General features: G+C 75.0%; 18 protein-coding genes. 12 read left to right on the top strand and 6 right to left on the bottom strand.

All coding sequences use genetic code 11. From position 1 onward, the window contains the following. Together NH602_RS15470 and recG are read left to right on the top strand one after the other, a co-directional pair. Positions 1-1,123: dihydroxyacetone kinase (locus tag NH602_RS15470; protein ID WP_253068176.1), on the top strand; the 1,123-nt coding region annotated here is incomplete at its 5' end. After that, on the top strand, positions 1,124-3,289 hold the full coding sequence (gene recG / locus NH602_RS15465) for an ATP-dependent DNA helicase RecG (RefSeq protein ID WP_253068175.1): 2,166 nt from the start codon (positions 1,124-1,126) through the stop codon (positions 3,287-3,289). It abuts the gene before it with no gap. A 4-nt stretch (positions 3,290-3,293) separates the two neighbouring features. On the opposite strand, the gene NH602_RS15460 is transcribed toward recG, so the two are convergent. Further along, a complete protein-coding gene (locus NH602_RS15460; protein ID WP_253068174.1) occupies positions 3,294-3,941 on the bottom strand; it encodes a hypothetical protein in 648 nt (215 codons plus the stop codon). A gap of 273 nt (positions 3,942-4,214) precedes the next feature. On the opposite strand from NH602_RS15460, the gene NH602_RS15455 reads away from it, so the two are divergent. Next, positions 4,215-7,595 (top strand): pyruvate carboxylase, encoded by a 3,381-nt coding sequence (locus tag NH602_RS15455; RefSeq protein WP_253068173.1) that lies wholly within the window; start codon positions 4,215-4,217, stop codon positions 7,593-7,595. A 21-nt stretch (positions 7,596-7,616) separates the two neighbouring features. Continuing rightward, the gene (rsmD, locus tag NH602_RS15450; RefSeq protein WP_062400951.1) at positions 7,617-8,171 is read left to right on the top strand and encodes a 16S rRNA (guanine(966)-N(2))-methyltransferase RsmD; all 555 of its coding nucleotides are present in this window, start codon (positions 7,617-7,619) and stop codon (positions 8,169-8,171) included. A 7-nt stretch (positions 8,172-8,178) separates the two neighbouring features. Here rsmD and NH602_RS15445 read toward each other — a convergent pair whose 3' ends face one another. From NH602_RS15445 to NH602_RS15435, 3 genes are read right to left on the bottom strand one after another with little or no spacing between them, the layout of a single operon-like run. Further along, entirely contained in the window at positions 8,179-8,847 is a 669-nt protein-coding gene (locus NH602_RS15445) for an HAD family phosphatase (protein ID WP_253068172.1), read from the bottom strand. Then, a complete protein-coding gene (locus tag NH602_RS15440) occupies positions 8,844-9,293 on the bottom strand; it encodes a PTS glucose transporter subunit IIA (RefSeq protein ID WP_253068171.1) in 450 nt (149 codons plus the stop codon). The genes NH602_RS15445 and NH602_RS15440 overlap by 4 nt, the downstream gene beginning before the upstream one ends. Then, positions 9,290-9,520, bottom strand: coding sequence for a glucose PTS transporter subunit EIIB (locus NH602_RS15435; protein WP_073578205.1), 231 nt, complete (start codon positions 9,518-9,520; stop codon positions 9,290-9,292). The genes NH602_RS15440 and NH602_RS15435 overlap by 4 nt, the downstream gene beginning before the upstream one ends. A gap of 167 nt (positions 9,521-9,687) precedes the next feature. On the opposite strand from NH602_RS15435, the gene NH602_RS15430 reads away from it, so the two are divergent. The 7 genes from NH602_RS15430 to NH602_RS15400 are packed head-to-tail and all read left to right on the top strand — an operon-like array spanning position 9,688 to position 15,280. Further along, positions 9,688-10,968, top strand: coding sequence for a PTS transporter subunit EIIC (locus NH602_RS15430; RefSeq protein ID WP_253068170.1), 1,281 nt, complete (start codon positions 9,688-9,690; stop codon positions 10,966-10,968). Between the two features lie 26 nt (positions 10,969-10,994). Next, entirely contained in the window at positions 10,995-11,261 is a 267-nt protein-coding gene (locus NH602_RS15425; RefSeq protein WP_374210178.1) for an HPr family phosphocarrier protein, read from the top strand. Next, positions 11,258-12,421, top strand: a complete 1,164-nt coding sequence (locus tag NH602_RS15420) for an N-acetylglucosamine-6-phosphate deacetylase (protein ID WP_253068168.1) — start codon at positions 11,258-11,260, stop codon at positions 12,419-12,421. Before NH602_RS15425 ends, NH602_RS15420 begins: the two co-directional genes overlap by 4 nt. Then, positions 12,421-13,200: a glucosamine-6-phosphate deaminase gene (locus tag NH602_RS15415; protein WP_253068167.1), complete on the top strand. Its 780-nt coding sequence runs from the start codon at positions 12,421-12,423 to the stop codon at positions 13,198-13,200. The genes NH602_RS15420 and NH602_RS15415 overlap by 1 nt, the downstream gene beginning before the upstream one ends. A gap of 20 nt (positions 13,201-13,220) precedes the next feature. Then, positions 13,221-13,955 carry a GntR family transcriptional regulator gene (locus NH602_RS15410; protein WP_253068166.1) on the top strand — a complete coding sequence of 245 codons (735 nt, stop codon included), beginning with the start codon at positions 13,221-13,223 and terminating at the stop codon, positions 13,953-13,955. A gap of 30 nt (positions 13,956-13,985) precedes the next feature. Then, the gene (gene coaD, locus NH602_RS15405; RefSeq protein ID WP_073578201.1) at positions 13,986-14,468 is read left to right on the top strand and encodes a pantetheine-phosphate adenylyltransferase; all 483 of its coding nucleotides are present in this window, start codon (positions 13,986-13,988) and stop codon (positions 14,466-14,468) included. Positions 14,469-14,527: 59 nt separating this feature from the next. Further along, complete coding sequence (locus NH602_RS15400) at positions 14,528-15,280, top strand: DivIVA domain-containing protein (RefSeq protein ID WP_062400965.1); 753 nt, start codon at positions 14,528-14,530, stop codon at positions 15,278-15,280. A gap of 46 nt (positions 15,281-15,326) precedes the next feature. Here the strand turns inward: NH602_RS15400 and NH602_RS15395 are convergent, their stop codons facing one another. Both NH602_RS15395 and NH602_RS15390 read right to left on the bottom strand, forming a co-directional pair. After that, the gene (locus NH602_RS15395) at positions 15,327-16,526 is read right to left on the bottom strand and encodes an MFS transporter (RefSeq protein ID WP_253068165.1); all 1,200 of its coding nucleotides are present in this window, start codon (positions 16,524-16,526) and stop codon (positions 15,327-15,329) included. 189 nt (positions 16,527-16,715) lie between these two features. Further along, positions 16,716-17,213, bottom strand: a complete 498-nt coding sequence (locus NH602_RS15390; RefSeq protein WP_253068164.1) for a glyoxalase/bleomycin resistance/extradiol dioxygenase family protein — start codon at positions 17,211-17,213, stop codon at positions 16,716-16,718. A gap of 61 nt (positions 17,214-17,274) precedes the next feature. Here NH602_RS15390 and NH602_RS15385 point away from each other — a divergent pair. Further along, positions 17,275-17,580 (top strand): DUF6597 domain-containing transcriptional factor (locus NH602_RS15385; protein ID WP_374210177.1); only part of this gene is annotated, 306 nt, incomplete at its 3' end.

Genomic DNA, 17,580 nt, shown 5'->3' with positions numbered 1-17,580 from the left:
CCGGGTGGCCGCGGACGCGGCCCGGGCCGCGCTGGCCCGGGCCACCGGGCGCCCGCCCGAGCTGGTGCGGGCCGGGGTCGTCGACGCGGGCGGACTGGGCCTGGTCGTCGTGCTGGACGCGCTGGTCGCCGCGGCGGGCGGTGATCCGGGGCCGCCGCCGTCGTCGCAGGTGGGGACGCCCGGTCCGGCCTCGACGGTCACCGCCGACGGCGAACTCGTGCCGTGGGTGCCCCAGCCGGTCTACGAGGTCACCTACTGGCTGCCCGGGCCCGACCCGGCCGCGCTGGAGACGCTGCGTGCCCGGCTCGCCGGGCTCGGGGACTCGGTCGGTCTCGCCGGGGACGGCGGTGGCGGGGTGATGGTGCACGTGCACACCACCGAGGCCGGGCCCGCGGTCGAGGCGGGACTGGCGGTCGGGCGCCCGTCGGGGATCCGGATCGAGGCGTTGCCGCCGGCGCCGCCGACCCGGGACCGCGCGGTCCTACTGATGATCGAGAGCAGCGGGGCCGGGGCGCTGGCCCGGGCCGCGGGCGGGAACGTGCTGGTCGCCGACCCGGACCCGGCCGTCGACGAGGTCCTGGCCGCGATCCGCGCGACCGGCGCCGAGCACGTCGTGGTGCTGCCGTGCGCGACGCACCGGCGCACGGTCACCGAGACCGCGGCCGAGCGGGTGCGGTTCGAGGGCATCGACGTGGTGGTGATCCCGGCGAGCTCGGTGCTGCAGGGCCTGGCCGCGCTCGCGGTGCACGACCCGGCCCGTCGCGCCCCGGACGACGTCGTCGCGATGGCCGAGGCCGCGGCCGCCACCCGGACCGGTGGGCTGGCCGTCGCCGAGGCCGAGGCGCTCACGTGGGCCGGTCCCTGCCGCCCGGGGGAGATCCTCGGGATCTCCGACGGCGAGGTCGTGCTGATCGCCCCGGATCTCGCTGTCGGTGCCCTGTGGTTGGCTCACCGCATGCTCACTCCGGGTGGGGAGCTGGTGACCGTGCTGCTCGGCTCGGCCGCCCCCGACGAGCTCGGGGAGCGGTTCGCCGAGGACCTGCGCCGCACCCACCCGGAGGTCGACGTCGTGGTGCACCGGGGGGAGCAGGGCGACTACCCGCTGGTGCTGGGAGTGGAGTAGATGGACGACGGGTTCGACCTCGACAGCCGGCTCGACGGGCCGCTCGGGCGCAAGGCCGCCGATGCGCTGGCCCCGCTCGGGCTGGAGACCGTCGGGGACCTGCTGCGGCACTACCCGCGGCGCTACGTCGACCGCGGCCGGCTCACCGAGATCGCCGGGCTGGTCGCGGGCGAGCACGTCACCGTCGTCGCGGCGGTGGCGCGCGCCGAGCTGCGGGAGATGCGCAACCGGCGCGGGAAGATGCTCAAGGCCGTCATCCGGGACGAGAAGGGCGGCGAGCTCGACGCCACCTTCTTCAACGGCTGGAAGCTGCAGGGCTTCATCAAGCAGGGCGTCGTCGGCGTCTTCTCCGGCAAGGTCGGGGTGTTCAACAACCGGCTGCAGCTGACCCACCCGCAGTTCGAGGAGATCGAGGAGAGCGACTCGCTGCGCCCGTTCCTGTCGGTCTACCCGGCGAACGCGAAGGTGACCTCGCAGGCCATCGCACGCTCGGTGCGCCAGGTCCTGGAGCAGATCGACGACCCGACCGATCCGCTGCCCGAGTCGCTGCGCGAGCGGGAGAAGCTGCCCGAGCTGGGGCGGGCGCTGCGGCGCATCCACGTGCCGGAGACCGAGGCCGACCTGTTCGCCGCCCGGCACCGCCTGGTGTGGGACGAGGCGCTCGGTGTGCAGCTGGCGCTCGCGCTCCGGCGGGAGGCCGCCGTCGCGCGGCCTGCCCCGGTGTGCCCGCGCCGCGACGACGGCCTGCTCGCCGCGTTCGACGCGGACCTGCCGTTCCCGCTGACCGAGGGCCAGCAGGAGGTCGGCGAGCAGGTGGCCGCGGACCTCGCCCGCGAGTACCCGATGAACCGCCTCGTGCAGGGCGACGTCGGCGCGGGCAAGACGATCGTCGCGCTGCGGGCGATGCTGCAGGCCGTCGACGCGGGCACCCAGGCCGCGATGCTGGCCCCCACCGAGGTCCTCGCCGCCCAGCACGCCCGCTCGCTGCGCGCGATGCTCGGCGCGCTCGGCCGCGGCGGCGAGCTCGGCGCGGGGGAGGACGCGACCGCGGTGACGCTGCTGACCGGGTCGATGGGGGCGAAGGCCAAGCGGCAGGCGCTGCTCGACGCGCAGTCCGGGGCGGCGGGGATCGTCGTCGGGACCCACGCGCTGATCCAGGACACCGTCGGGTTCGCCGAGCTGGGGCTGGTCGTGGTCGACGAGCAGCACCGGTTCGGGGTGGAGCAGCGCGACGCGCTGCGCGCCCGCGGCGAGAAGGCCCCGCACATGCTGGTCATGACGGCCACGCCGATCCCGCGCACCGTGGCCATGACCGTCTACGGGGACCTGGCGGTGTCCGAGCTGAAGGGGTTGCCGAAGGGCCGCTCCCCGGTCGCGACGACGGTCGTGCCGCTGGCCGAGCACCCGTCGTGGATCGAGCGGGTGTGGCAGCGGATCCGCGAGGAGGTCGAGGCGGGCCACCAGTGCTACGTCGTGTGCCCCCGGGTCGGCGGGACGGAGAAGGAGGACGCCGAGGAGCCCCCGCCGGACGACGACGGCGGCGAGGAGCGGCGCGCCCCGCTCGCGGTGCTCGACATCGCCCCGCTGATCGAGGAGAAGCTGGCCGGGCTGCGGGTCGGGATCCTGCACGGCAAGCTCCCGCCGGAGGAGAAGGACACCGTGATGCGGGCCTTCGAACGCGCCGAGCTCGACGTGCTCGTCGCGACCACGGTGATCGAGGTCGGCGTCGACGTGCCGAACGCGACCGGGATCGTGCTGCTCGACGCGGACCGCTTCGGCCTGTCCCAGCTGCACCAGCTGCGCGGCCGGGTCGGCCGGGGCAGCGCACCCGGCCTGTGCCTGCTGGTCACCGACATGCCCGCCGCGACCGCCGCCCGCGAACGGCTCGACGCGATCGCCGGGACCACCGACGGCTTCGAGCTGGCCCGCCTCGACCTGGAGCTGCGCCGCGAGGGCGACGTGCTCGGGTCGAGCCAGTCCGGCTCCCGCTCGGGGCTCAAGCTGCTGTCGCTGCTGCGCCACGGCGAGGTCATCGAGAAGGCCCAGGTGTACGCCCGGCACCTGGTCGCCGACGACCCGGGCCTGGCCGGCCACCCGCGGCTGCGGGACCTGGTGGGAGAGACCCTCGGCGACGAGGAGCGGGCCGCCTACCTGGACAAGTCCTGACCGGTCACGGCCCGGGGAGCTCGCCCCGGGCCGCGGCGTCCAGCCGGGCGCGGGCCGGGCGGGGCAGGTGCACCCGCCCGGACCGTTCCAGCCGGTCCAGCTCGACGCGGGCGCGGCCGTAGGCGGCGAGCCGCTCGGGTTCGGAGTCGGAGTCCCGCGCGGTGGTCAGCAGCTTCACCACCCGCTCGACGGTGCGCCGTTCCTCGGGGTCCAGCCCGGCGAGCCGGATCCGGTCGGCGGCGTCGACCGCGGCGGTCCAGGCGCGGCGGGCGGCGTCGACGGCGCGCACGTGGGTCCCGGCGTGCGGCTCGCCGGGGTCGCCGTCGGTGTCCAGCGCCTGGGCCTCGGCGAACGCGTCGACGAACCGGGCGGTGGCCGCCACCGTGGTGTCCGACAGCGCGGGGCGGCGCAGCACGGCCAGCGGGTCGGCCTCGTGCGCGGCGAACTCCGCGCGCAGCCGCTGGAACTCCGCCCGCGCGCGTCGCCACGCCTGCTCGGCGGCGACGGCCCCGGACGACAGCACGGGACGTGCGGCCGGTTCCGGGCCGGGGTCGGGACCGGGGCCGGGATCGGCGCGCAGCCGCCGGTAGGCCCCGACCACGGCCATCACCAGCAGGGCGAACGACAGCAGCTGGAACACCACGGCCACCACGCCACCACCTCCCCTCCGCGCCGACCGACGGGGCCGGTACCCGTCCCACGGTGCCCGAGGTGTCCGGATCGCGCCACGCACCGGCCCCGCGACGGCACGTCGTGCCACGCCACCGGGTACCACCGGCACGCCGGGACCGGGCGACGTCCCGCTGTGTGGGCACCCTGTTCCGAGCAGTGGTCGGGACCTGGCCGGTCGTGTCAGGATCACGCGTCCGTCGCGCGGGAACCCCCGCCGCCACGGGCGTCGTCGCCGATCGTGATGAGGAGAACGATGTTCCGCAAGGTGCTGGTGGCCAACCGGGGCGAGATCGCCATCCGGGCGTTCCGGGCGGCGTTCGAGCTGGGTGTCTCGACGGTGGCGGTGTTCCCGTACGAGGACCGCAACTCGCTGCACCGCGCGAAGGCCGACGAGTCCTACCAGATCGGTGAGCCGGGTCACCCGGTCCGCGCGTACCTGTCGGTGGAGGAGGTCATCCGCGCCGCGAAGAAGGCCGGCGCGGACGCCGTCTACCCCGGCTACGGCTTCATGTCGGAGAACCCCGATCTGGCCCGCGCCTGCGCCGAGGAGGGCATCACCTTCGTCGGGCCGCCGACAGAGGTCCTGCACCTGACGGGCAACAAGTTCCGCGCCGTCGCCGCCGCCCGGGAGGCGGGTGTGCCGGTGCTGGAGTCCTCCGAGCCGTCGTCGGACGTCGAGGAGCTGCTCGCGGCGGCCGAGGACATCGACTTCCCGATCTTCGTCAAGGCCGTCGCCGGGGGTGGCGGACGCGGGATGCGCCGGGTCACCGAGCCGGGCGACCTCCGCGACGCGATCGAGGCCGCGAGCAGGGAGGCGGAGTCCGCGTTCGGTGACGGCACCGTCTTCCTGGAGCAGGCCGTCGTCAACCCGCGGCACATCGAGGTCCAGATCCTGGCCGACGCCGACGGCAACGTCGTGCACCTCTACGAGCGGGACTGCTCGGTGCAGCGCCGCCACCAGAAGGTCGTCGAGATCGCCCCGGCCCCGAACCTGGACCCGGAGCTGCGGGACCGGATCTGCGCGGACGCGGTGAACTTCGCGCGGACGATCGGCTACGTGAACGCGGGGACCGTGGAATTCCTGCTCGACGAGCGCGGCAAGCACCACTTCATCGAGATGAACCCGCGCATCCAGGTCGAGCACACCGTCACCGAGCAGGTCACCGACCGCGACCTGGTCATCGCCCAGTTGCGGATCGCCTCGGGCATGACGCTGCCCGAGCTGCGGCTGACCCAGGACGACATCACCCTCACCGGTGCGGCGATGCAGACCCGCATCACCACCGAGGACCCGGCCAACGAGTTCCGGCCCGACGTCGGCACGCTGTCGGTCTACCGCTCCCCGGGCGGCCCGGGCGTGCGGCTGGACGGCGGCACCGTGCACGTCGGTGCCGAGGTCTCCGCGCACTTCGACTCGATGCTGGTCAAGCTGACCTGCCACGGCCACGACTTCGCCAACGCCGCCCGGCGCGCCCGTCGCGCGCTGGCCGAGTTCCGGATCCGTGGCGTGGCGACGAACCTGCCGTTCCTCGCCGCCGTGCTGGAGGACGAGGACTTCAAGCAGGGCCGGGTCACCACCAGCTTCATCGAGGAGCGCCCGCACCTGCTCAAGGCCCGTCCGTCGGCCGACCGCGGCTCGCGCATCCTGCAGTACCTGGGCGAGGTCACGGTCAACAAGCCGAACGGCGACCGGCCGCTGGTCGTGGAGCCGGTCGACAAGCTGCCCGCCGGCGTCGACCTGGAGACGCCCGCGCCGGACGGCTCGGCGCAGCTGTTGCGCGAGCTCGGGCCCGAGGGCTTCGCGCGCCGGCTGCGTGAGCAGACCGCGGTCGCGGTCACCGACACGACGTTCCGCGACGCCCACCAGTCGCTGCTGGCGACCCGGATCCGGACCCGGGACCTGGTCGCGGTCGCGCCCTACGTCGCGCGGACCATGCCCGAGCTGCTGTCGCTGGAGTGCTGGGGCGGCGCGACCTACGACGTCGCGCTGCGCTTCCTGGCCGAGGACCCGTGGGACCGGCTCGCCGCGCTCAAGGCCGCGGCGCCGAACATCTGCACCCAGATGCTGCTGCGCGGGCGCAACACCGTCGGCTACACGCCCTACCCGACGGAGGTGACCGACGCCTTCGTGCAGGAGGCGGCGGACACCGGCATGGACATCTTCCGGATCTTCGACGCCCTCAACGACGTCTCCCAGATGCGCCCGGCCATCGACGCCGTCCGGAACACCGGCACGGCGCTGGCCGAGGTCGCGCTCTGCTACACCGCGGACCTGTCGGACCCGGGCGAGAAGCTCTACACCCTGGACTACTACCTGCGCCTGGCCGAGGAGATCGTCGACGCGGGCGCGCACGTCCTGGCGATCAAGGACATGGCCGGCCTGCTGCGCCCGCCCGCGGCGAGGAAGCTGGTCACGGCGCTGCGGGAGCGGTTCGACCTCCCCGTGCACCTGCACACCCACGACACCGCGGGCGGCCAGCTCGCGACGCTGGTCGCGGCGATCGACGCCGGGGTCGACGCCGTCGACGGCGCGGTCGCCTCGATGGCCGGCACGACCAGCCAGCCGTCGCTGTCGGCGCTGGTCGCGGCCACCGACCACACCGACCGCGCGACCGGGCTGAGCCTGACCGCGGTCGGGGACATGGAGCCGTACTGGGAGGCGGTGCGGAAGGTCTACGCGCCGTTCGAGTCCGGCCTCGCGTCGCCGACCGGGCGGGTCTACCACCACGAGATCCCCGGCGGTCAGCTGTCGAACCTGCGCCAGCAGGCGATCGCGCTCGGGCTGGGCGACCGGTTCGAGCTGATCGAGGACTGCTACGCCGCCGCGGACCGGATGCTGGGCAGGCTGGTGAAGGTGACGCCGTCGTCGAAGGTCGTCGGTGACCTGGCCCTGCACCTGGTCGGGGCCGGGGTGGACGCCGCGGACTTCGAGAAGGACCCGGCGGGCTTCGACATCCCGGACTCGGTCATCGGGTTCCTGCGCGGTGAGCTGGGCTCGCCGCCCGCGGGCTGGCCGGAGCCGTTCCGGACCCGCGCGCTGGAGGGCCGCAGCCCCGAGGCGGAGAAGGCGGAGCTGTCCATCGAGGACCGTCGCGGGCTGCGGGACGAGCGTCGCCGCACGCTGAACCGGCTGCTGTTCCCCGGCCCGACCAAGGACTTCGACAGCCACCGCGAGCAGTACGGCAACACCGCGGTGCTGTCGTCGAAGGACTTCTTCTACGGGCTGGAGGAGGACCTCGAGCACACCGTGGACCTGGAGCCCGGCGTCACCCTGATCATCGAGCTGGAGGCCGTCTCCGAGCCCGACGAGCGCGGCTACCGCACCCTGCTGACCACGCTCAACGGGCAGCTGCGCCCGGTGGCGGTGCGCGACGAGTCGGTCGCGACCGAGGTCAAGGCCGCGGAGAAGGCGGACAAGGGGAACGACGCGCACGTCGCGGCCCCGTTCGCCGGGGTCGTGACGCTGCAGGTCGACGAGGGCGACACCGTCGACGACGGCCAGACCGTCGCCACCATCGAGGCCATGAAGATGGAGGCATCGATCACCGCGCACCGGGCCGGCACCGTGAAGCGGCTCGCGATCGGGCAGGTCACCCAGGTCGAGGGCGGGGACCTGCTGGTCGAGCTGGACTGAGCCGCACGGCACGATGGAGCGATGACCAGGCTGATCGCGGGCACGGCGGGCGGACGACGGCTCGCCGTGCCGCCGTCGGGGACCCGGCCGACCTCCGACCGGGTCCGTGAGGCGCTGTTCTCCGCGCTCGACCACGACCCGGGGCTCGGCGGTGCCGCCGTGCTGGACGTGTGCGCCGGGTCGGGCGCGCTCGGGCTGGAGGCGCTGTCGCGGGGCGCGACCGACGCGGTGTTCATCGAGTCGGACAAGCGGGCCGCGGGGGTGCTGCGGCGCAACCTGGCCGCGGTCGGGCTCGGCGGGTCGGTCGTCACCGGGCGGGCCGGGACGGTGCTGGCCGGGCCCGCGCCGCGGGCGTTCGACGTCGTGCTCGTCGACCCGCCCTACGCGGTGCCCGACGACGAGCTCGCGGGCTGGCTGACCGCCGCCGCCACCCACGGCTGGCTCGCGCCCGGTGCGGCGGTCGTCGTCGAGCGGGCGAAGTCGTCGGGTGAGTTCGGCTGGCCCGCCGGGTTCACCGCGGGCCGGTCCCGCCGCTACGGCGACACCGTCCTGCACCACGGCTCGCTCGGGAGCTGAGCCCGGATCAGGCCGCCGGGCCCAGCAGCCGGCCGGGCGTCAGGTCCGGCACCGTCCGGTGTGCCCCGGCGGCGGTCAGCTCCGCGTCCCCGGCCGTCGTCCGGACCCCGACGATGGTGCCCATCCCGGCCGCGACCAGCGAGGACACCCCGGCGACGGAGTCCTCGAACGCGACGCAGCCGGCCGGGTCGGCGTCGAGACGGCGGCACGCGGTGAGGTAGCCCTCCGGGTCCGGCTTGCCGCGCACGACGTCCTCGGCGGTGACGACGAGCTCGACCAGCGGTGCCGCATCGAGCACGTCGCCCAGCACCCGGTCGGCCCAGCCGCGGCGGGCGCTCGTCACCACCGCGAGCCGGTGCCCGCGCCCGGCCAGCGACCGGAGCAGCGCGGGAGCGCCGGGGACGACGTCGACGTCGTCGGCGAGGGCGGAGCCGTGCCCGGCCAGCTGCGCGGCGAGCTCGTCGGGGTCCGCGTCGCGCCACGGCCCGTCGACCTCGCGCAGCGTGTCGGCCGCGCGGCGGCCCATGAACCGGTGCCGGTAGGTCTCGTCGTCGACCTCGGCGCCCCACTCGGCGAAGAACCGCGCCCAGGTCCGGCGGTGCACGTGCTCGCTGCGCACGAGGGTGCCGTCGAGGTCGAACACGACCGGGGCGCCGTCGGGAACGGTGCCCGTCACAGGCGGAACAGCTCGTCGCCGGCGCGGACCGTGTGCCCGGTGGGGGCGCTCACCGAGCCGGCGGGCGAGTCCAGCACGACGACCGGGCAGGTCGGCGCGAGGCCGGCCGCCCGCACGGCGGCGAGGTCCACGGTCAGCACCGGCGCGCCCCGCTCGACCGCGTCGCCCTTCGCGACGTGCGTGGTGAACCCGGCTCCGCCGAGCGAGACCGTGTCGATGCCGACGTGGACCAGGATCCCGGGGCCACCGTCGGCGGTGATCACGAAGGCGTGCGGGTGCAGCGCCGCGACGGTGCCGGCGACCGGGGCCAGCACGACCGCCTCGGTGACGTCCGCGGGCGGCTCGACGGCCGTCCCGCCGCCGAGCAGCTCGTCGCGGAAGACCGGGTCGGGCACCCCCGCGGGGCCGACCACCGCGCCGTCGACCGGCGCGACGACGGACGTCACAGCAGGTCCCGGACGTCGTCGCAGAGGTTCTCCGCCTCCGGCCCGATCACGACCTGCACGACGGTCCCGGACCGGACCACACCGTGCGCCCCGGCGGCCTTCAACGCCGCGTCGTCGACCAGGCCGGGGTCGCCGACCTCGGTCCGGAGCCGGGTGATGCACGCCTCGATGTCGGTGATGTTCGCGGACCCGCCCAGCCCCGCCACGATGTCGTCGGCCCTGCTCATAGGAGGTCTCCCTCTGGTAGCAACTGGTTATGACCAGTGTCTTGACAGGGTGCCGTCCAGCCCGCACCCTCACTGGTTATAACCAGACCGTACCGGCTGACGCGACGGCTCCACAACGCCCGCGCACCGGCCCCGGTCGCCGACACCCTCACGAGGAGTGCGAGCCCATGAGCACCTCCACAGCGGAACCGGTACGACGACGGGCCGGGCTGGCCGGCCTGCAGCGTCTCGGCCGGAGCCTGATGCTCCCGATCGCCGTCCTGCCCGCGGCCGGCCTGCTGCTGCGCCTCGGGCAGGACGACCTGCTCGGCGGCGTCGAGGCGCTGAAGCAGCCCGCGGCCGTGCTCGCCGCGGCAGGCGGCGCGCTGTTCGACCACCTCCCGATGATCTTCGCGCTCGGCATCGCGATCGGCTGGGCGCGCCGCTCCGACGGGTCCACCGCGCTGGCCGCCCTCGTCGGCTACCTCGTGATGGACGGCGTGTTCACCGCGCTGTCCCCGGTGCTGCTGCCCGGGGTGCTCGACTCCGAGGGTGAGCAGGCCACGATCGACTTCGGGGTGCTGGGCGGCATCGTCGCGGGCCTGGTCGCGGCACTGCTGTGGCAGCGCTTCCACCGCACGACGCTGCCGACCTTCCTCGGCTTCTTCAACGGCCGCCGGCTGGTCCCGATCCTCACCGCCGTGTCGATGATGGTGATCGCGTCGGCGATGAGCCTGGTCTATCCGGTGTTCAACGCCGGGCTGACCGGGCTGGGCACCGCCGTCGGGGAGAACGCGGTCGTCGGCGGCGGGATCTTCGGCGTGGTGAACCGGCTGCTCCTGCCGATCGGGCTGCACCACATCGTCAACAACGTCGTCTGGTTCCTCATCGGGGATTACCAGGGGGTGCACGGCGACCTGCAGCGGTTCTTCCAGGGTGACCCGACCGCGGGTACCTTCATGACCGGCTTCTTCCCGATCATGATGTTCGCGCTGCCAGCCGCCGCACTAGCCATCTGGCACGAGGCCCGCCCGGAGAAGCGCAAGCTCGTCGGCGGGATCATGGTGTCGGTCGCGCTGACCTCCTTCGTCACCGGTATCACCGAGCCGCTGGAGTACGCCTTCGTCTACGTGGCGTGGCCGCTGTACCTGATCCACGCGGTGCTCACCGGCACCTCGCTGGCGCTGGTGAACGCCCTCGACATCCACAGCGGGTTCGCCTTCTCCGCCGGTGCGATCGACTACGTCCTCAACTTCGGCCAGGCCACCCGGCCGCTGTGGCTGATCCCGATCGGGCTCGCCTACGCCGTCGTCTACTACGTGCTGTTCCGCTTCGTGATCCGTCGCTGGAACCTGCGCACCCCCGGCCGGGAGGACGACGAGACCACCGGCGCCACGGACACCACCCAGACCACTGGCACCACGGACACCACCCAGACCACCGGCACCGCGGGCAAGGCCGACCGGTGACCGCCGCCGATGAGCAGGAGAGCACCGTGCACACCCGCACCGCCGTCGTCGCGTCCCGGGTGGGGCTGCACGCCCGCCCGGCCGCACTGTTCGCCCGCGCCGCCGCCGCCACCGGGCTGCCCGTCACCATCGCGACCGACGGGAAGGACCCGGTCGACGCGCGCAGTGTCCTCGGGCTCATGACCCTCGGCGTCGTCTTCGGCGACGAGGTCGTGCTGCGGGCCGACGGCGACGGCGCCCCGGCTGCGCTGGACGGCCTCGTGACGCTGCTCGAGACGGACCACGACGCGTGACGGCAGACCGCATGCTCCGCGGCACCGTCGTCACCGACGGCCGGCTGCTCCCGGACTCGGTCGTCGCGGTCGCGGGGGACCGGATCGTCGCGGTCCTCCCGGCCGCGGCGTACGACGGTCCGCTCCCGCCCGCGTCGTCGTCGCTGCTGCTGCCCGGGCTGGTCGACGTGCACGACCACGGCGGAGCCGGGCACGGCTTCCCGGACGCGACGGCGGCGGGGGCGGCGGCCGCCGTCGCCCACCACCGCGCCCACGGCACGACGACGATCCTCGCCTCGCTGGTCTCCGCCCCGCCGACCGTGCTGGCGGAGCGGATCGCGACGCTGCGCCCGCTCGTCGTCGCCGGGGACCTCGCCGGGATCCACCTGGAGGGCCCGTTCCTGGCCGCCGCGCGGTGCGGCGCGCACGACCCGCGCGCGATCCTCCCGGGCGATCCCGTGCTGCTCGACGAGCTGCTCACCAAGGCCGACGGGGCCGTCGCGTCGGTGACCTACGCGCCGGAGACCGCGCACGCGGCGGACCTGCTCGCGGTGCTCGCCACGCACGGGGTGCTGCCGAGCATCGGCCACACCGACGCCGACGCCCGCACCACCGCGACCGGGATCGCACGGGCGGGCGGCGCGCCGATGAGCGCCACCCACCTGTTCAACGCGATGCCCCCGATGCACCACCGGGCGCCCGGGCCGGTCGCGGCGTGCCTGGCCGCGGCCGCCCGGGGCGAGCTCGTCGTGGAGCTCGTCGCGGACGGGGTGCACCTGTCGCCCGACACCGTCGCCGCGGTGTTCGACCTGGTCGGGCCGGACCGGGTCGCGCTGGTCACCGACGCGATGGCCGCGGCCGGGATGCCCGACGGCCGCTACCACCTGGGCACGATGCAGGTCCGGGTCGACGACGGCGTCGCCCGGATCCCGGACGGGCCCATCGCGGGCGGCACCGCGTGCCTGGTCGACGTCGTGCGCGCCACGGTGCGCGACGCGGGGGTCCGGCTGCAGGATGCGGTGCTCGCCGCGACCCGCACCCCGGCCCGGCTGCTCGGGCTCGACGGCGAGGTCGGGTCGCTGGCCCCGGGCCACCGCGCCGACGTGCTCGTCACCGACGCGGACCTGCGGCCGCAGCAGGTGCTGCGCGCCGGCCTGCCCGTCACCGACGGGGGTGCGTGATGGAGATCGTGGTCCTCGACGACCCGCGGGCCTGCGGGCGGGCGGTCGCCGACGCCGTCGCCGACGTCCTGGCCCGCGGCACCGGCCGGCCGCCGACCCTCGGGCTCGCCACCGGCAGCTCCCCGCTGCCCGCCTACGCCGAGCTGGTCCGCCGCCACCGCGACAAGGGGCTGTCCTTCGCCGGGGCCCGCGCCTTCCTGCTCGACGAGTACCTGGGCCTGCCCGCCGGGCACCCGCAGTCCTACCGCGAGGTCATCCGCCGCGAGCTCACCGACCATCTCGACATCGACCCGGCCGCGGTGCACGCCCCGGACGGCACCCGCGCGGACCCGGCCGAGGCCGCGGCGGACTACGAACGGCTGCTCGCCGCATGCGGCCCGGTGGACCTGCAGATCCTCGGCATCGGCGGCAACGGGCACATCGGGTTCAACGAGCCCGGCTCGGCGTTCGGCTCGCGCACCCGGGTCGCGACGCTGACCGAGCGGACCCGCGCCGACAACGCCCGCTTCTTCGACCGTCCCGCGGACGTGCCGCACCGGGTGCTCACCCAGGGACCGGCCACGATCATGGAGGCCCGGCGGATCGTGCTCGTCGCGACCGGGGAGGGCAAGCGCGCGGCCGTGGCGGCGACGGTGTCCGGACCGGTCACGACCGACGTGCCCGCGACCGTGCTGCGCGACCACCCGCACTGCACGCTGGTGCTCGACCGGGCGGCCGCCGGGGAGCGGGCCGGGCCCGTCGCGGCCGGGCAGGTCGGCGGACCGGGACGGGGGCGGTAGTGGCTACGGTGGACGGCACCATGAACGGCGAGGTCCGGATCGGCGACGGGGTCGTGCCCAAGCACGAACAGCTCCGCATCCTGCTCGCGGAGACGATCGCGCGGGACTTCGCGCCCGGCGACGCCTTCCCCAGCGAGCGCAGGCTGTGCCTGGACCACGGCGTGAGCCGGGTGACGGTGCGGGCCGCCGTCGGCGAGCTGGAGCGCGACGGGCTGCTGACCCGGGTCCGTGGCAAGGGCACCTACGTCGCCGCCCGCACCGCGCGCTCCCGGCTGCACCTCGCGTCCTTCCACGACGACATGCGCAGGCTCGGGCTGACCCCGACCACGGTCGTCCTCGAGGTCGCGCTCACCACCGGACCGCCGGAGGCCGTCCGCGCGCTCGGCCAGGGCCCCGACGGCAGGTGCTGGCACCTGCGGCGGCTGCGCGTCGCCGACGGGGTGCCGATGTCGATCGACGACGCCTGGTACGACGCCGAACAGGTCCCCGACCTCGACGTCCACGACCTCAGCGGCTCGGTCTACGGGATCCTGCAGGAGCACTACCGGCTCCCCATCGACCGCGCCGAGCAGACCGTCGCCGCCCAGCAGGCCGACGAGGCCTCGGCGGTCCTGCTCGGGATCCCCGCCGGGCACCCGATCCTGGTGTTCGACCGGACCTCCAGCTCCGGCGACCGGCCGGTCGAGTACACCGTGTCGCGCTACCGCGGTGACCGCTACGAGCTGCACATGTCGCTGGACCGCAGCTGGGCCTGACCGGTGATCACCGGCTGATAGGTTCCGGCCATGCCCGAGGTCCGTCGCGCCGTCTGCCCCGGTTCCTACGACCCGCCGACGGTCGGTCACCTCGACGTCATCGCCCGCACCGCGGCGCTGTTCGACGAGGTGTTCGTCGCGATCCTGGTGAACCCCCGCAAGGAGGGGCTGTTCTCCGTCGACGAGCGCGTCGCGATGCTCACCGAGATCACCGCGGATTTGCCGGGCGTGCGGGTCGAGTCGTTCCAGGGGCTCGTCGTCGACTACTGCCGCGAGCGCGGCGCCCAGGCGATGGTCAAGGGCCTGCGCGGGGCGACGGACTACGACTACGAGCTCCCGATGGCGCACATGAACCGGCACCTGACCGGGGTCGAGACGCTGTTCCTGCCCGGTGCGCCCGGTCAGGTCTACGTGTCGAGCTCACTGGTCAAGGAGGTCGCCCGCGGCGGCGGCGACGTCACCGCGTTCCTCCCGCCGAGCGTGCACACCCGGCTTCTGGACCGGCTCGCCTGACACGCGGGAGCGGCGCCCAATAACGGGTCCGCGCCCGTGACGGTGAGAGGATCCGTCGCGTGTACCGGGTCTTCGAGTCGCTGGACGCGCTGGTGACGATCGTCGAGGAGGCGCGCAGCGTCCCGATGACGTCGAACTGCGTGGTCCCGCGCGGCGACGTGCTGGAGCTCCTCGACGACGTCCGCGAGGCGATCCCGGGCGAGATGGACGACGCCCAGGACGTGCTCGACCGGCGCGACGACGTCGTGTCCGAGGCCGAGCGCGAGGCGGAGGAGACCCGGACCGCGGCGAACTCCGAGGCCGAGGAGACGCTGCAGAACGCGCGCACCGAGGCCGAACGGCTCGTCGCCGAGGCGCAGGAGGAGGCCGGGCGCACCCTGGCCGAGGCCCGCCACGAGGCGGAGCGCGTGGTCGCCGAGGGCCGCCGCCAGTACGCCGAGGTCACCGACCGGGCCCGGGACGAGGCCGAGCGGATGAGCCACGCCGGCCGGGCCGCGCACGACCGGCTCATCGCCGACGGGCAGAACGAGCAGACCCGGCTGGTGTCCCAGACGGAGGTCGTCCGCTCCGCGCACGCCGAGGCCGGCCGGATCGTCGACGGCGCACACGCCGAGGCCGACCGGCTGCGCCGGGAGTGCGACGACTACGTCGACACCACCCTGGGCGAGCTGGAGACCACCCTGAACAACGCGCTCGGCGTCGTCGGGCGCGGGCGCAGCCAGATCTGGCGCGGCCAGTACGGCCCGAACTACGGCGGCGGACGGCCCCCGGAGCCGGGCCGCACCGGCACCGGGATGGACCTGATCGACTGACGGCCGCGGCGGCTCGGGCGGTCCCGGCCGGGCATCGACGCGGCGCTCACCCCGGGTCCACCGAGCCGCGGACCCGGAGCGCGGCCCCGGCGGCACCCGCGACCGACATCACCACGACCACACCGCACAGGACCGAGGCCACCGGCGCCAGGCCCCACACGTCGACCGCGGCTCCCGCGAGCAGGCTCGCCACGGCGGCCGCGAGGTAGCAGTACAGGTAGACCGCGGCGAGGGTGCCGGCGCGCGTGCCCTCCGGGCTCCGGTCGAGCAGGACCCGGATCGCGCCGGCGAACGCGACACCGAACCCGGCCCCGGCCGCGACCGCGGCGGCGAGGTAGGCGGCGAAGTTCCCGAGGGCGATCGCGACGACGAACCCGGCGGTGCCGGCCGCCAGCACGACGGCCCCACCGGTCAGCGCGCGTGCGGCGGGCAGCCGGGCGGCCGCGAGCCCCGCCGCCGGTCCCGCGAGGTGGTAGACGGCGACGGCCAGGGCGCCGCTGAACAGGTCGTCGCGGCCCAGGACGGAGGCCGCGAGCGACGGGGCCAGCGCCTGGGTGAACCCGCCGAGGACGTAGGTCGCCGCGACGACGACACACACCATCGGGAACAGTCGGCGCGCGGCGCGGGGCACCCGGACCTCCGGCCGCAGCGACCGCAGCGCCCCGGGCCGCCGGACCGCGGTCTCCGGCAGCAGGGCGAGCGCCGCGGCGGCCACGACGAGCAGTCCCGCTGCGACGACGAAGGACCGGACGGGTGCGCCGTCCGGCGCGAGCTGCACCGCGGCTCCGGAGGCGAGCGCGCCGAGCGCGATGCCGCCCGGCGGCGCGCCGCTCGTGATCGCCCCGGCCAGCCCGGGACGCGTCGGGGGTGCCAGGTCGACGACGTAGCCGCCGAGCGCGGCCAGCGCGAGCCCCACCGACACCCCCTGGACCGCCCGCCCGATGATCAACGGCGCGGACGAGTCGACGGTGGCGAGGACCAGGCACGCCACCGCGCCGACGATCAGCGCGGGCACCGCCACCCGGCGCCGGCCCACGTGGTCGGACAGGCTGCCGCAGCACAGCAGGGCGACCAGCAGCGGCACGACGTAGACGGCGAACGCGCCGGTGAGCGCGACCGTCGAGATGCCGTAGGACCGCTGGTAGACGACGTAGAGCGGTGCCGGCACCCCGGCCGCGGCGCAGACCACCACGAAGGACACCGATGCCGTCGCGAAGGCCGGCGGGAACGATCGGGACCGGAACACCGGTCTCAGGTCGCCGGGACGACGGACAGCAGAGCAGTGAAGATCACCGTCCGAGACTAGGCGCTCCGCAACGATGTCCAGGAGCACAGGGGCGTCGGCACACCGTCCGACGACCGGCCCCCGCAGCGCGACGCCGGCCGGCCCGCCCCGACGCCCACCGCCGCCGGCGCCGACCGGGCCGCTGCGTCCTCAGCCCTGCTGCGCCGCCCACTCCTCGACCCGGCGCCCGCTCTCCTCCGGCGACAGGTCCTCCACCCGGGTCATCACCGCCCACCGCACCCCGTACGGGTCGACGACAGAGCCGAACCGGTCCCCGGACACGAACGTCGAGACCGGCTCGCGCACCGTCGACCCGGCCTCGACCAGCGTCGCGACGGCCGCGTCCACATCGGGTACGTACACCGCGAGCGACAGCGACACCGGGTGGTCACCCGCCGGTGCGGCGACGAGGCCGTGGTCGGGCATCGCGTCGGAGACGGTGAACCGGCCGGCCGCCAGCTCCAGCTCGGCGTGCCCGACCATCCCGCCCATCTCGGTGACCGAGAGCACCCGGGCCCCGAAGGCGGCGCAGTAGAGTTCGATCGCCGCGCGGGCGGGCGATGCCACCAGGTGCGGGGTGAGTGAGGTGACCCCGTGCGGACGGCCGTCGGTGGTGTGGGCGCCGGTGACGCTGCTCGTGAGCTCCATACGACGACTCTCCCCGCCCCGCGACGGCGCGGATTGAACATTGCCGACAGGGGGTTGGTCGATGACCGTCGAGTCGCGCGGACACCTGAACCCGGGTGCCCCCGAGGTCACGCTCGACCGGGCGCCCATCGGGCTCGACGACCTCGTCCGGTGGGTGTGGACCGCCCGCTGGGACGTCCCGCCGGGGCGCACGGTGCGCCAGCGGGTGCTGCAGTACCCGGCGTTCAACCTCGTCACCGACCCGGTCACCGCGACGCTGCACGGGCCGCGCACCGGCGTCGACGTCCGGGAGCTGGCCGGGCGGTCCTGGGTCGTCGGTGTCCTGCTGCGGCCCGGCGCGACCCCGCTGTTCACGGCCACCGCACCC

Origin of the sequence: Pseudonocardia sp. McavD-2-B (assembly GCF_024124365.1) — a bacterium.
In the GTDB taxonomy this organism is placed as follows: domain Bacteria; phylum Actinomycetota; class Actinomycetes; order Mycobacteriales; family Pseudonocardiaceae; genus Pseudonocardia; species Pseudonocardia alni.
This window is presented reverse-complemented; position numbering and strand designations above follow the sequence as displayed.

Coding starts and splice junctions, on each gene's coding strand:
- coaD (WP_073578201.1), top strand. CDS start 13,986: ATGCCCGAGGTCCGTCGCGCCGTCTGCCCCGGTTCCTACGACCCGCCG.
- NH602_RS15410 (WP_253068166.1), top strand. CDS start 13,221: ATGAACGGCGAGGTCCGGATCGGCGACGGGGTCGTGCCCAAGCACGAA.
- NH602_RS15390 (WP_253068164.1), bottom strand. CDS start 17,213: ATGGAGCTCACGAGCAGCGTCACCGGCGCCCACACCACCGACGGCCGT.
- recG (WP_253068175.1), top strand. CDS start 1,124: ATGGACGACGGGTTCGACCTCGACAGCCGGCTCGACGGGCCGCTCGGG.
- NH602_RS15435 (WP_073578205.1), bottom strand. CDS start 9,520: ATGAGCAGGGCCGACGACATCGTGGCGGGGCTGGGCGGGTCCGCGAAC.
- NH602_RS15455 (WP_253068173.1), top strand. CDS start 4,215: ATGTTCCGCAAGGTGCTGGTGGCCAACCGGGGCGAGATCGCCATCCGG.
- NH602_RS15415 (WP_253068167.1), top strand. CDS start 12,421: ATGGAGATCGTGGTCCTCGACGACCCGCGGGCCTGCGGGCGGGCGGTC.
- rsmD (WP_062400951.1), top strand. CDS start 7,617: ATGACCAGGCTGATCGCGGGCACGGCGGGCGGACGACGGCTCGCCGTG.
- NH602_RS15430 (WP_253068170.1), top strand. CDS start 9,688: ATGAGCACCTCCACAGCGGAACCGGTACGACGACGGGCCGGGCTGGCC.